Origin of the sequence: Pararhodobacter sp. SW119 (assembly GCF_017811755.1) — a bacterium.
Taxonomy (GTDB): domain Bacteria; phylum Pseudomonadota; class Alphaproteobacteria; order Rhodobacterales; family Rhodobacteraceae; genus Pararhodobacter.
On sequence record NZ_JADDJF010000066.1, the window covers coordinates 1 to 13,621 of the forward strand.

Annotated in this window: 12 protein-coding genes and 3 pseudogenes; 10 read left to right on the top strand and 5 right to left on the bottom strand. The window is 65.0% G+C overall.

All coding sequences use genetic code 11. The annotated features are described in order from the left end of the window. Positions 1–888 (bottom strand): DEAD/DEAH box helicase (locus IM708_RS18635; protein ID WP_209428078.1); only part of this gene is annotated, 888 nt, incomplete at its 3' end. A gap of 1,085 nt (positions 889–1,973) precedes the next feature. On the opposite strand from IM708_RS18635, the pseudogene IM708_RS18640 reads away from it, so the two are divergent. The 3 genes and pseudogenes from IM708_RS18640 to IM708_RS18650 form a co-directional block, all read left to right on the top strand. Beyond that, positions 1,974–2,141, top strand: a pseudogene (locus IM708_RS18640) (IS1634 family transposase); the annotation flags it as partial. Positions 2,142–2,219: 78 nt separating this feature from the next. After that, on the top strand, positions 2,220–2,564 hold the full coding sequence (locus tag IM708_RS18645; protein WP_209428079.1) for a hypothetical protein: 345 nt from the start codon (positions 2,220–2,222) through the stop codon (positions 2,562–2,564). A 14-nt stretch (positions 2,565–2,578) separates the two neighbouring features. Then, a complete protein-coding gene (locus tag IM708_RS18650) occupies positions 2,579–3,001 on the top strand; it encodes a hypothetical protein (RefSeq protein WP_209428080.1) in 423 nt (140 codons plus the stop codon). A gap of 376 nt (positions 3,002–3,377) precedes the next feature. Here IM708_RS18650 and IM708_RS18655 read toward each other — a convergent pair whose 3' ends face one another. The 3 genes and pseudogenes from IM708_RS18655 to IM708_RS18665 all read right to left on the bottom strand — a co-directional run bounded on the left by IM708_RS18655 (position 3,378) and on the right by IM708_RS18665 (position 5,564). After that, positions 3,378–3,554: a hypothetical protein gene (locus IM708_RS18655; RefSeq protein WP_209428081.1), complete on the bottom strand. Its 177-nt coding sequence runs from the start codon at positions 3,552–3,554 to the stop codon at positions 3,378–3,380. Positions 3,555–3,613: 59 nt separating this feature from the next. Next, positions 3,614–4,597, bottom strand: a pseudogene (locus IM708_RS18660) (IS1182 family transposase); the annotation flags it as partial. A 355-nt stretch (positions 4,598–4,952) separates the two neighbouring features. Beyond that, the gene (locus tag IM708_RS18665; RefSeq protein WP_209428082.1) at positions 4,953–5,564 is read right to left on the bottom strand and encodes an XRE family transcriptional regulator; all 612 of its coding nucleotides are present in this window, start codon (positions 5,562–5,564) and stop codon (positions 4,953–4,955) included. Between the two features lie 110 nt (positions 5,565–5,674). On the opposite strand from IM708_RS18665, the gene IM708_RS18670 reads away from it, so the two are divergent. The 7 genes from IM708_RS18670 to IM708_RS18700 are packed head-to-tail and all read left to right on the top strand — an operon-like array spanning position 5,675 to position 12,934. Continuing rightward, complete coding sequence (locus IM708_RS18670) at positions 5,675–6,814, top strand: FAD-dependent oxidoreductase (protein WP_348525002.1); 1,140 nt, start codon at positions 5,675–5,677, stop codon at positions 6,812–6,814. Next, on the top strand, positions 6,811–8,100 hold the full coding sequence (locus tag IM708_RS18675; RefSeq protein ID WP_209428083.1) for a TRAP transporter large permease: 1,290 nt from the start codon (positions 6,811–6,813) through the stop codon (positions 8,098–8,100). Before IM708_RS18670 ends, IM708_RS18675 begins: the two co-directional genes overlap by 4 nt. A 39-nt stretch (positions 8,101–8,139) precedes the next feature. After that, on the top strand, positions 8,140–9,114 hold the full coding sequence (locus IM708_RS18680) for a TRAP transporter substrate-binding protein (protein WP_209428084.1): 975 nt from the start codon (positions 8,140–8,142) through the stop codon (positions 9,112–9,114). A 4-nt stretch (positions 9,115–9,118) separates the two neighbouring features. Then, positions 9,119–9,652 (top strand): TRAP transporter small permease subunit, encoded by a 534-nt coding sequence (locus IM708_RS18685; protein WP_209428085.1) that lies wholly within the window; start codon positions 9,119–9,121, stop codon positions 9,650–9,652. Further along, positions 9,649–11,109, top strand: coding sequence for a M81 family metallopeptidase (locus tag IM708_RS18690; protein WP_209428086.1), 1,461 nt, complete (start codon positions 9,649–9,651; stop codon positions 11,107–11,109). The genes IM708_RS18685 and IM708_RS18690 overlap by 4 nt, the downstream gene beginning before the upstream one ends. After that, a complete protein-coding gene (locus IM708_RS18695; protein ID WP_209428087.1) occupies positions 11,106–11,960 on the top strand; it encodes an alpha/beta hydrolase in 855 nt (284 codons plus the stop codon). The genes IM708_RS18690 and IM708_RS18695 overlap by 4 nt, the downstream gene beginning before the upstream one ends. Beyond that, positions 11,957–12,934, top strand: coding sequence for an ornithine cyclodeaminase family protein (locus IM708_RS18700; RefSeq protein ID WP_209428088.1), 978 nt, complete (start codon positions 11,957–11,959; stop codon positions 12,932–12,934). Before IM708_RS18695 ends, IM708_RS18700 begins: the two co-directional genes overlap by 4 nt. Before the next feature lie 317 nt (positions 12,935–13,251). On the opposite strand, the pseudogene IM708_RS18705 reads toward IM708_RS18700, so the two are convergent. Next, a pseudogene (locus IM708_RS18705) lies at positions 13,252–13,621 on the bottom strand (hypothetical protein); the annotation flags it as partial.

Here is a 13,621-nt window from a genome sequence, read left to right on the forward strand (position 1 = left end):
CTCAGGTTCGATCCGGTCGCCGAAGATCATCGTCGCGGTGTTCGCCACGACGATCGCTGGGTCTTCCGTGACCGCATCCGACGAGGCCATGGTGGCGGAGGTTCCGATGCACCGCAGGTTGTCCGGTGAGAGCCGGTCCCGCAGGCGCCGGACCAACATCGCCACGTCAGCGCCCTGGCGCCCGCGATAGGTGTGTAACTCGTCGAGAACCAGCCAGTCGAGCCCACGCGAGTTCTCCAGGACTTGGCGCCCTTTCCGGTCGGCACGGGTGAGCAGGAGTTCCAGCATCATAAAGTTTGTGAGCAGAATGTCCGGTGGATTGGTAGCGATCCGTTCCCGGTCAGCCTCGGACTCCTGCCCAGTATATCTCTCAACGACAGGAGAATTGCTCAAACCCGATTCACGCAGAAAGCCGTTGACTTCCTCAAGCTGGGAATTGGCGAGCGCATTCATCGGATAGATGATGATGGCGCGGGTCCGGGGCTTTTCTCCCGCCGCACGCGCTCGAATGGCAGCGTCGATTAATGGAATGAAGAAACAGAGCGACTTGCCTGAACCCGTTCCCGTCGTGACGACAAAACCCTTTCCGGACTGCGCCATGCCGAGTGCCAGGTCTTGATGTACGTAGAGCTCGATAGGGTTGCCATCGTTGCGGCGAAAGACCTTCGCCGTGTCTGGAAGAATTGTTCCATCGGCAGCCCGCACATCAACAGAAGCTCCGGGTCTGAACCGAGGGTTCAGGCTGATGAGCGGCTCGCGGACGTATCGGCGCTCATTGTAGGCCTTATCGATTGCGGCTTGGAGATCATTCGAGAGGATGTTGGCGAAGGAGCGCGAGAAGTTCTCATATCGCTCGGTCGACTTCTGGTTAAGTGAAAATACGTCCATTGTTCTGTGTCTTGCCTCCGCCCCATCGCTTCTTAACCCGACCGTCGCAGGCAATTGTAGTCTTTTCGTTGCCGGGACTGTTTTTCACTCAGGCATCCGGGAGGACCCGGAGGCGTTCGAACCCTACGCCGCCGCCTCGTCACCGACGGCCGTCGCGAGCTTGCCCGATCGACCTGCGCGGCCAGCGACCCGTGGCCAGCGACCCGTCTCGCCTCACCAAAATAGAGAAGATTGCAGCCGCGGTGGTCGGCGTCATCTACGTCGCCCGCATCGTGCGCACGAGCAGCAGGAACCGGCCAAGCGATCCCACTCGGGTCGAGGCTATGGTGAAGGCAGCTTCAGTGCATCGCCTTGACTGCGTCATGCCCGCCAATTTCCAGAACGTCTGGCTCCGACCGGAGCGCCTGAAACACATCTGGTCCTAAGATTCCATCCAGGACCGGACGCATGACGGGCGACTGTTCGGCACGCGCATCCGCCTCACGCGTTCGTGATCTCCATTTTTCGCGACTTGGGTTCTTCAAACCTTCCGATCTCCTGACCTCAAGAGAGTAGATGTCTCATAAAAACAATCTGTTACATCGGACCGAGCATCGCGAATGATGTTTTACGGGCGCGCGTCGAGAACGCCGTCGAATACGTGGCGCGCATGATTGCAGATCGGGATGATGGCGAAGCTTACCTGCCGATCTTTTCACGCAAGAGGAACTCGCCGCCATGTGTGAGAAAGAATCCGCGGTCGCACGAGCTAAGCGCCGTGCGGCGGCAGCGCGGGCACCGGAGATGGCAGGGCGAGAGCTGGCGTGAGCTTGATGGCGTCGGCGATCGCAAGCTTCTCGCAAGCTTCTCCTCGAGAGGCATGGGGTCACCGTAGACTTCACGACCTCGGATTCGTTTGATCGAGTCGTCTAATCGCAGCCGGAATTGCAAGCATTTTCTTTGCACCACCGGGCGTTGGGCGGCGGGAGGTCGGTCTTCAGGTGGTGCGCGAGACCAATGCGCCTGAGGCTCCGAATGTGCGCCGTTGAAACGTTTGCCGGGTCAGGGTCGTCTTCGCGGTCGACACGTCGGTCGCCGCATGATGGGTGAAGGCCAAGGGTCACAGCGCCAGCCCCCGGGCCGCCCTCGACCTGCTGGCACGCATTCAAAGACACACCGCCCATTCCGGGAAGCGCAGCTTCCAAGGCCTAAGCAAAACCACCCCGGAGCAACTCGACCTCTTCGACAGACTCGACCTGCCAAAACCGGCCTGAGGCCGCTCGTGTTGTCACATTTTCGGCCATCCCGGCTGAATCAAAACAATCGTTTAGTCGATTTGCTGTCGAACTTCGGTGATCCAGTACGCCGCCGCGCTGAAGTGCGCGGCCAAGCTCCTCGGCGGACCCGCCGCGGCACGCCGTTGCGACCGCCTCGTCGTGGATATCAACGAGTCGGTCGGAATGACTGCTCGCATTCGTCGAGAACTCGACTGGCTGCACGGCCTTCTCACGCTCGAGAACGTCTACGACATCGAGAGTGATGAAGCTTTCTGCTTCGCGCTGATTGATCCCGCCGACGCGTGCGTCGAGGAGATATGCGTGCTGGCAGACCTGTTGCGAGACGAAATCGACGCCCTGCCGGCGCCGACACACACCGCCGGAAACGCGGCTACTACTAATTTTGCGCGCTGCGCCTGAGAAAGGAGTCCAACATGACCTATCAAGGCGAACTCGCAATTTTGATACGTGAGGTGCTGCGCGCCGTGCGGGCGCTCAAAAAGTGTGGCGCACTCACAGTTCTCGAAGCGGAACGGGTTCTCGAGGAAGCGGATGATCTCGCGAATCTACGTGCCACGCTTGCCGACAGTGTACTCGCTCCGGGGTTGCTCGCGCAGTTGGTGCTTGTAGTCGCAAAAGCCGAGCAGGCGCTCGCGGGTGAAACCCGCACCGCGGTCATCAGTCACGACACCGGCTGCGATGGGGAGACGCTCGAGAAGGTATCGGAGTTCACCCATCGCGGTCACCGCATCGCAGATAGCGTCGGGCGGCTGAAGGCGCTTGAGAAAGCGTTGGCGGAGCTGCACGACGCGGTAACCGCACTCCGAACCGCGCGAAGTCTCGCAGACGGGGCTTGAAAACAAGACTGCCGGGCCTTTGGGCCCGGCAGTTCTCACGCGCTCGATCATCCTGAAATCGGCGCGCTCTTGGCTGTGCCTGGCACCGCGGTCGTTCCATCGTTCCGCCTATCCCTACAGGACCAGCGCTGGTGGAACGTGCCATGGCGGAACTCTGGAGGTCGAGCGGTAAGAGATCGTGCGAGAAAGGGTCGGGAACAGATGAGCGGCGGACTCCGAGCCGAATTCGGGCGTTGGGGCGACGCCTAATTGAACTGCCAGGCGATGGCGATTTTAGACCGCGCCGCACCTCCTTAATATTATGATTTTCAGGGATAGCGCATCCGCAGCGTTGCCGCAAGTTCTTGATCACTAATCAAAATATGCTGTTTACTGATTAAATCAGACCCAGCGCCCGGAAGCCTTTTTCCGCAGCCACGGTGAGCCGGTAGGTTTGCTCCCCACCAACCTCCTCACGATCAAAAAGAAGATCCGAGATGCGTTTCTTACCGTCCAGGAATCCTCGAAAAAACCCAATGCGTTCGTGGATCATGTGTCCGAGGATCAAGCTCACGCCACGCTTCCCATGTGCGTCGACAAGTGCCTGATAGCTGACCCCCGGCGAATTTGCTCATGGCCCTCTGGGCAGATGTATTGGTCATTCTCGACGTCCCACTCGAAGTCGGCGCGGGTCCAGGTGCCGTCGCTGCGGCCGGATTTGTCGAACACCGGGATGTGCGGCGCGATCTTGCGGTCGACCAGCCAGCCCAGCATGGGTCCGGTGCCATAGGCCGTGTCCGCGATCAAGCGCTCGGGATGCAGATCGAATGTGCCCTTCACCCGGTCCAGCATGGTCTTGGTTGAGCCGACCTCGGCCTGCCGGATCGACCTTGTGGCCTCGACATCGACGATCACCCCGTGATCGGTGTCGATGAGGTAGTTGTCGGAATAGGCAAAGAATGCAGGCCCTTTGCGCGCCGCGGTCCACTGGCTGGCCGGGTCGGAATGAGAGGTGAACTTGGGCTGAACCTCGCTGGCGGCGCCGAAGGCGGCGTCATCCAGCGTGTCGAGATACTCGCGAACCGCGCGAGGCGCATCGACTGGATCAATCTGCGAGACGTCCCAGTCCTCCTTCGGCGTCGAGTTCTGCTTGTTCGCGTCCGCTTCGATGAGACTGGCATCGACCGCCATGCGCTGGCCGCTGACCAAGCCCTCTGCGATGCACCGTGCGACCGTCACCTCGAACAGGTGGCGCAGCAGCTCGCTGTCTCGAAACCGGCCATGCCGGTTCTTGGAGAAGGTCGAGTGATCCGGGACCCGCTCGCTCAGATCGAGGCGACAAAACCAGCGATACGCCAGGTTCAGATGCACCTCTTCGCAGAGCCGTCTCTCGGATCGGATGCCGAAGCAATAGCCGACCAGCAGCATCCGGATCAGCAGCTCTGGATCGACGGAGGGACGGCCGGTGTGGCTGTAGAAATCTGCAAGATGGGCACGGATGTTGCTCAGGTCGACGAACCGGTCGATGGATCGAAGCAGGTGATCTTGCGGAACGTGATCCTCAAGCGAGAACTCGTAGAATAGCGCTGGTTGAGCCTCCTGCCGTGGTCCCATCATCGCCAATCCTCCCGCCCATTGGCAGAATTGAATCAGCACAACGCCTTTCGATCAAGCGCGACTTTTTCAACGGAATAGGCCGGTCGCGACTGTCTGGCCATCCCAAGCATTGGACGGCGAACGGACGCGTGCGGGTGCGACAACGCGGCCCCGGCATCGGCATCGCGCCCGGTCTCTTGCGCTGCGGCAAGGCCGCGCCTACCGAAGTCTTGATGTCGTATCGCGGGACGCCTGATGACGCGAGCGCGCAGAAATTGCGACAAGTAGCGCACTCGCCGGTGCCAGCTTGCGCCGCCCCACCAGCCGCCTCCGCTCCTGCTGTGGTTGACACGCGGAGCCACGGGCTGACGGTTGGTTAGCCTTCAATGCACACAACCAGGATGCGGGCGTCCCTCCGCCCCGCGGCGGAATAGAGATGGCCGCGCGCGCTGTCGAAATAGAGACTGTCGCCGGCGTTCAGCGTGACTGGCGGCCGATCCTCGGTATGTACGGTTACCGACCCCTCAAGAACCATCAGGAATTCCTGCCCGGGATGGCGGACGAAATCGTCGAAGTTGAGCCCGTGCCCGGCGCGAAGGGTTCCGAGCATCGGCGTCATCGCCTTGTTGCGGATTTCAGAGAACAGCATCTCGTAGACGTAGTTCTCGGTCTCCTGGCGGCGGAAGCTGCCCATGGGGGCGAGGGCGAAGCTGCCCGGCGCGAAGGCCTCGCCCTCGCTGGTGAACAACTCGGCCATGTCCACATCGAGTCCCCGCGCAAGATGCAGCATTCGGTCGTAGGTCAGCGCCATCAGGCCGCGTTCGACTTTCGAAATGGTCGAGATTGCAAGGCCCGATCGCTGCGCCACCTCGGCCAAGGTCCAGTCGTGGGAGCGGCGCAGTTCGCGAAGCCGGCGGCCGAACTCCTTGCGGTCGTTCTCGGCTCGATCGGGGGTAGCTTCGCGGGCTTCGTCGGGTACGTCGTTCATAGGAAAAACCTAAGCCTCCTCCCGGTGCTCGCCAACGGTTTTCTGAATCGAAAAACTACTTTTCGTATCGGAAAACCGCTGATACGCTTGGCTCAAGGGAGGACAATGCCGTGACGGCGCAGATCGAAGACTGGCAGGTGATCGTGATTGGCGGCGGCATCGCCGGTGCCTCGGTGGCGGCCGAACTCGCCGACCTCGGCGCCCGGGTCGTGTTGCTCGAACGCGAGGCGCAGCCGGGCTACCACACGACAGGCCGCTCGGCGGCGCTTTTCACCATCGCCTACGGGCCGCCAGTCATCCGGGCACTGTCGCGCGCCTCGGCCGCCGCCTTCCAGGCGCCCGGCGACGCGATGCGCCCGCATCCGCTCTTGCGCCCGCGCGGCGCGGTCTTCCTGGCTCGCCCTGACCAACGGGCGACGCTCGAGGCGCTGGAAACCGAGCTCGGCGCCAGCGTCAAGCCTCTTGGCCAGGCGGCGCTACGGGATATGCTGCCGCTCTTGCGCCCGGACTATTGCGCCGCGGGGCTTATCGACCGGCAGGCGGCGGATATCGACGTTGACGCTCTGCACCACCAGTATCTGCGCCGCCTGGCCGCTTCCGGCGGAGAGTTGCGCTGCGGTGCCGAGGTTCTGGCACTCCAGCGCGATGGTGGCGGCTGGCGGGTGGAGACGCCCGGGGGCGCGCTGCGCGCCGAAATCGTGGTCAATGCCGCGGGCGCCTGGGCCGACGAGCTGGCCGGCAAGGCCGATGTCGCGCCGGTCGGGCTCATGCCGAAGCGCCGCACTGCGCTTCTGGTCGCCCCGCCCGAGGGCGCGGCACACGATTCCTGGCCGATGGCCGTCGATGTCGACGAGCGTTTCTACCTCAAGCCCGATGCCGGCAAGCTTCTCATCTCGCCCGCCGACGAGACGCCCTCGCCACCCTGTGACGCCCAGCCCGAGGAACTCGACGTGGCGGTCTGCATCGACCGCATCCAGCGCGCCTTCGACCTGCCGGTGCGGCGGATCGAGCACAAATGGGCCGGACTGCGCTCCTTCGTCGCCGACAAGTGCCCGGTCGCCGGCTACGCGCCCGATGCTCCGGGCTTCTTCTGGCTCGCCGGCCAAGGCGGCTACGGTATCCAGAGCGCGCCGGCGCTGGCGCGGTTCGCCGCCGCGCTGGCGCTGGACCGGGCGCCGCCCGCTGACGTGACCGACGAAGGCGTCGGTGCCGCGGCGCTTGCCCCTGGGCGAAGGGCGCTGGCGGCATGATCCATCTCATCCCGGTCGTTGCTATCGTGCTTCTCGCCTCGGGCCTGGCGATCGCCTACGTCATTGGAGGCGCGGCGGTGCTGACCTTTGTCGCCACCGACCGCACGCGGTTCCTGGCGGTGCTGCCGCAGCAGATATTCTCACGGATCGACGTCTTCGCGCTGATGGCCATGCCCCTCTTCATCCTGGCCGGCGAGGTGATGAACCGCGGCGGCGTCACGCGGGTGCTGATCAACCTCGCCATGGCGCTCGTCGGAGGCGTCCGCGGCGGGCTGGGGCATGTCAACATCATGACCAGTGTCTTCTTCGCCGGCATCTCCGGCTCGGCGGTGGCCGACGCGGCCGCCCTGTCGAATACCCTGGTGCCGGCCATGCGCGAGCGCGGTTATTCGCTGCCCTATGCCGGGGCGATCACCGCCGCCTCGTCGATCATCGGGCCGATCGTGCCGCCCTCGATCATCATGATCTTCTACGGCGCGATCATGAGCACCTCGGTCACTGCGCTCTTCGTCGCCGGCATCCTGCCGGGCCTCTTCCTGGCCGCGGCCCTCTTCGCCGCCAACGCCTTCCTGGCCTGGCGGCACGGCCATCCACGCTTGGAACGAGGCGACATTCCGCCCTTACTTCCGACGCTTCTGCATGCGCTGCCGGCGCTGTCGATACCGGCGATCATCCTCGGCGGCATCGTCTTCGGCCTGATGACTCCGACCGAGGCGGCGGCAGTGGCAGTCGTCGCCGCCGTGGGCGCAGGCGTCTTCTACGAGGGCATCCGCGTCCCTGACCTGGCCGAGGCGCTGCGGCGCACAGCCGTGCTGTCGGGCGCGATCTTCATGCTGATCGCCGCGGTCGCTGCCCTGGGGCACCTGGCGGCGCTGGAGCGCATTCCCGAGGCTATCGGTGTCTGGGTGCGTGAGATGGGCCTGGCACCGGCGCAGTACATGCTCCTGATGATGGTGATTTTCCTGATCGCCGGCATGGTGCTGGATACCGCCGTCGCGCTTTTCCTGCTGGTCCCGCTCTTGGCGCCGGTGGCGCTGGCGCAGGGCGCTGATCCGGTGCATCTGGGCATCGTCTTGTGCTTCAACCTGTGCATCGGGATGGTGTCGCCGCCGCTCGGCGGGTGCCTGCTGATGGTCTCGGCGGTCACTGGGGTGAATTACTGGGTTCTGGCGCGCGCCATCATGCCGTTTCTGATATTGCAGATCGGGGTATTGGCGGTACTCGTGATGGTGCCCGAGATCTCGCTCTGGCTGCCACGGCGGCTGGGCTTCATCGGGGGTGGCTGAAGGCCGCTCCATTTCGGATCAACAGTAGGGAGAAGACAAATGACACACCATATCCTGAAGGCCATCGCCCTGGCGGGCGCACTGGCATTGCCAGGCGCCGCCGGCGCGCAGGTCAGCATCTCACTCGACAGTCCGCCCGACCTGGAAGGTTCGGGCAGCTATGTCTGGGCGCACGCCTTCGCCGAGCACCTCAACGCAAACGGCATGGAGGCGCAGGAATTCCAGCGCGGCGCGCTCGGCGGCGATGACGAGGTCTTCGACCAGGTCACCCAGGGCCTCGTCGAGATCGGCATGTCACCGCTCGCGATCGTCGCTTCGGTCGACACGCTGATCTTCGGCCTGCGCCTGCCCTATTTCTTCGAGAACATGGAGGAGATCGACCGCGCGCTGCTCGACGGCGGCATGCTGGACCGGATCAACGAGCCACTCGCGCCGGCCGGCGTGCGGGTGCTCGATGTGGTGGTGGTGGGGCCGGCGACCGGCATCTTCAACACCCGCCGCGCCGTCGAGACGCTCGACGACATGGCGGGGCTACGCATGCGCGCGCTCGACGAAAGCCAGATCGCGCTTTTCCGTGCCTGGGGGGCGGCCGGTACGATCGTCAGCTGGGCCGAGGTGCCGAACGCCTTGCAGACGGGCGTCGCCGACGGCTACCTGAACCCGGCCTTCGTACCGCTCCTCTTCGGTCATACCGAGTTCATCCGCCACTTCACCGATGCCGGCATCGCGCCGTCGCTGCGTATCGCGATAGCGTCCGAGGACTGGTACCAGGGCCTGAGCGACGAGGAACGCGCCTTGGTCGACGACGCGGTCGAAGCGGCACGTCGCGCCAACCGCGATTGGCTGGGAACGCAGGATGCCGTCATCGACCAACTGCGTGAGGCCGGCGTCGCCGTCGTCGAATTGGACGACGCGGCGCGCGCCGAGTTCCAGGAAGCCTCGGTCGTTACCTATACCGAAGGCGTTGTCTCGCCTGAGGAGCTGGGTCTCTGGACCGAGGCGCTGGGGCGCTGAAACAATGCGCCGACTTGCCCGCGGCCTCGACCGGCTCTCCTCGGTGCTCAACAGCGTCGCGCTCTGGGGCGCGGCGCTGGCGGTGCTGGTGATGGTCTTCGCCGCGGGCTGGCAGGTGGTGGCCCGCTATATCCTGAACGACCCGCCCGTCTGGACCGAGGAACTGGCCCGCCGGGCGATGGTCTGGGCGGGTATGTTGGGCGCCTCGGCGGCGTTTCGCGCCGGGGTCAACCCGGTGCTCTTTCCACAGGCGCTCGAACTCAGGGGCAGTGCCGGGAAGGCACTGGCGCTACTGCGCGCCGGCGGCGCGATGATCTTCGTGCTGCCGGTGATCTGGTTCTCGCTTTTCGGTCCCAACATGAACCTTGCCCGCGGCTTTATCGGTCGCTCGCTCGACCGCACCGCCGAGATGATCCCGGTCTCGATGGCCTGGTTCACCTCCGCGGTGCCGGTCGGCTTTGCGCTGATCGCGCTGCACATAGTCGCCGACCTGGCCATGCGCCTGACCGACCCGAACAGAAAGACGGAGACGGCATGAAGCTCTTCATCGCGTCGCTTGCGACCGAAACCAATTCCTTTTCGCCCCTGCCCACGGGCATGGCGGGGTTCGAGGAGGGCGGCCTCTTCCACGGCGACGCGACCCGCCACCCGGTGAGCTATTGGACTGGCGCCCTGCACCTGTGGCGTGAGAGGGCCGAGGCGCGGGGATGGAAGGTCGTCGAAAGCCTCGCCACCTTCGCCCAGCCCGCCGGGCCTACCGTCCGCCGCGTTTATGAGGCATTGCGCGACGAGATCTTGACCGATCTGCGCGCGGCGGGGCCGGTCGAGATGGTGCTTCTCGGCCTGCACGGCGCAATGATCGCCGACGGCTACGACGATTGCGAGGGCGACCTGATCGGCCGCATCCGCGAGATCGCGCCTGACGCGAAGATCGGCGCACTGCTGGACCCGCATTGCCACCTGACCGAGACGATGCTGAAGAAGGCCACCGCGCTCATCGCTTTCAAGGAATATCCGCATGTCGATATCGAGGACCGCGCGGCCGAGCTCTTTCGCCTGATCTCCGACGCGGCCGAGGGTCGCTGTGCCCCGGTCATGCGCGACTATGATTGCCGCATCATCATGGCCATGCCGACCCCCGAGGGCGCGATGCGCGCCTGGGTCGACGCGATGATCGCGCGCGAAGACGAGCCGGGCGTGCTGTCGCTGTCGCTCGCGCATGGCTTCCCTTGGGGCGATCACCCGCGCACCGGCGCCCGGGCGCTGGCCATAACCGACAACGACCCGACGCTGGCCGAGCGCCTGGCCCGCGAGTTGGGCGAGAAGCTCTTTGCCGAGCGCCAGGCCATCTTCCAGCCGGTCCACGACATCGCCACGGCGCTCGACATGGCCGAAGCGGTGGCGCAGGGGCCAGTGGTGCTGGCCGACATGTCCGACAACGCCGGCGGCGGCGCGCCCTCGGACGCGACCTTTCTGCTGCGCGCCATGCTGGAACGCGGCATGACCTCCATCGCCACGGGCATCTTCTGGGACCCGGTCGCCGTGCGCATCTGCGCCGACGCCGGCGAGGGCGCGCGCCTGGCGCTGCGGCTCGGCGGCAAGTGCGGACCGATGTCGGGCGACCCGCTCGACCTTCAGGTCACCGTCCGGCGCGTCGCTTCGGGCCTCACCCAGCGGTTCGGTCGCCTGCCGCAGCACCTCGGAACCGCCGTCTGGCTATCGACCGGCGAGGACGACGGGATCGACATCGTCGTCAACGACAACCGCACACAGACGTTCCACCCCGAGGCTTTCACAGGACTCGGTATCGACCTCTCCGCGCGGCGCTATGTCTGCGTCAAGTCCTCGAACCACTATCGCGCCGGCTTCGCGCCGATCGCGGCGCAGATCGTGCCCGTCGCCACCCCCGGCGCCATCACCCCGGACTTCACGGCCATTCCCTACAGAAGGCGCGCCCCGAACTACTGGCCCAAGGTAGAGGACCCGTTCGCATGACCAACCTGTTGATCGACGATCGCGACGCCTTCGCCCGTCGCCATCCCGAGACGCGCGCGACACTGGGCGGCCGCGACTGGGGCATTATTGATACCGGTGGCGACAGCCCGGCGCTTCTGCTCATTCCAGGAACGCTTGGTCGTGCCGACATCTTCTGGCAGCAGATTGCCGTGCTCGCTCTCCGGCTGCGCGTGATCGCGCTGAGCTACCCCGAAACCGGCGGCATTGCCGACTGGGCCGGCGACGTGATCGCGCTGCTGGACGCCCGCAGGATCGAGAAGGCCGCGATCCTCGGCTCCTCGCTCGGAGGCTACCTGGCTCAGTACCTCGCCGGGGCGCACGCCGAGCGGATCAGCCACCTCTTCGCAGCGAACACGCTGCATTCGGTGCAGGGGCTTGCCATCCGCCCACCCTATTCCGCGGATCTCGTCGCAGCCCCGATCCAGGAGTTGCGCGCGGGATTCCTGAACGCGATGCAGGCTTGGGGCGAGGCACATCCCGAGCAGGCCGATGTCGTTGAACTGCTGAAGGGCGAGGTCGCCGGCCGCATCCCCGAAGGCGAGATGCGCGCACGCCTCGCCGCGCTCAAGCACGGGCCGGAACTGCCACCCGTTGCGCTGCCCGCGGACGCGCTGACCGTCATCGAGGCCACCGACGACCCTCTGATCCCCGAACCGATGCGCGCCGCGGTCCGCGCCCGCTTGTCCGGCGCGCGCGCCTTCCGTTTCCTCTGGGGCGGGCATTTCCCCTATCTGCTGCGCCCCGACCTCTATGCCGGGATCATTGCGGCGCGGCTGGGGGTGGCGGCGCCTGACGGTGCCTGGACGGGTGACGAGGTGCTGGAAGCATGAGGGTCCTGAGCCACGAAGATGTCGCCACGCTCCTGCCGATGGAAGAGGCGATCGAGGTGATCGAGCGCGCGATGCGCACGGTCTCTGCCGGCGGCGCGCAACTGCCGCTGCGCAGTGTGGTGCCGGTGGGTGGGCGCAACATGATGGGCGTCATGCCCGGGGCGATTTCCGATCCCCCCTGCTACGGCGTAAAGATCGTGAGCCTCTTTCCGGAGAACCCTTCGCGCGGCCTTTCCGGCCACCGCGGCGCCATCGTGCTCTTCGAGGCCGAAACCGGCGGCGCAGTGGCAATGATGGATGCGGGTCTGCTGACCGCAATCCGCACCGCCGCCGCGAGCGCCGTCGCGACCCGCGCGTTGGCCCGGCCAGAGAGCCGCGTTCTGACCCTGATCGGGACCGGCGAGCAGGCCGAGCACCATCTGGATGCGATGCTGGCTGTCCTTCCGATCAAGGAAGTGCGCGTCGTCGGCCGCCGCGCCGAGAAAGCCGCCGCATTCGCGGCCCAGGCCGGCGAACGCCAGCGACGACTATCCATCACCCACGGCACCGACGCCCAGTCCGCCATAGCCGGAGCCGACGTTGTCTGCACGCTGACCAGCAGTCCTGTCCCGGTGCTGTCCGGCGATTGGCTCGAACCGGGCCAGCACCTCAACGTCGTCGGCGCGTCGGTTCCAGCGAAGCGCGAGATCGACGACATGGCGGTTCTGCGCTCGGCGGTCTTCTGCGACTACCGCCCCTCATTCCTCGCCCAGGCGGGGGAGATTGTCGAGATGATCGCCGCCGGCAATATCGACGAGGACCATCTACGCGCCGAGATCGGCGAGGTTCTAAGCGGCACTCGACCCGGGCGTGCCAGCGGCGAGGATATCACGCTCTATCGCTCGCTCGGCATCGCGGCGCAGGATCTTGCCGCAGCTGACCATGTCTGGACCGCCTCCGCGAAGGCAGGGCGGGGACAGAAGGCGCGATTCTGAGGAACGGCCACGAAGCCCGCATCCCCACGGCCAACCCATTGCATGTCGTGGTGCGAATTTCGGTTAATGCGGCGCAGAATAGTTCCGCCATGGGCTGCTTGAATAAGAATCTCCCGAACATTACTTCGGAAGCCTTGATGGCGTCCCAGCGCCGCGCGTTCTATGGCCGGAGTGGGGCAGGAGCGGTCGTTCGCCGCAGGTACTCAATTCTCCATGTGGTCACGACGACACCGACGTGAAGGGCGGAGTACGGTCATTCTCTGCGCGCAGCATCAACGTCCACTAAGGAGAAACCCGCTTTCGGAACTGCCGTCCCCTCACGCGCCTCTGGTATCGATATCAACCTCGATCCCGACCTCGTTCATGACCTCCGCGTAGAGATTTACGTCAGCTTCGGCCTGTAGCGTGATGATCAATGCGTATCGAACCGTGTGGTTAGCGCGTTCCAGCTTCGGCTTTTCACGCCACCATCCGCCGACTGGGTAAACCCCGATGCCGTGACGGTTCGCGAGGTCGGCGGCAGTCCCCCGCCAGATATCCGAGTGAAGGGAGCCGCGGTCGCGAAGGCGCGGTTTCAAAACCCAGCCATCGTCGTTGCCGCCTGCGGTCACCTGCTCGTCTTCGTCGCGAGCAGCCGCGTTGACGCGGCGTCGGAAGCGTTCAAAGCTCTCCTCCGCCCGCTTGACT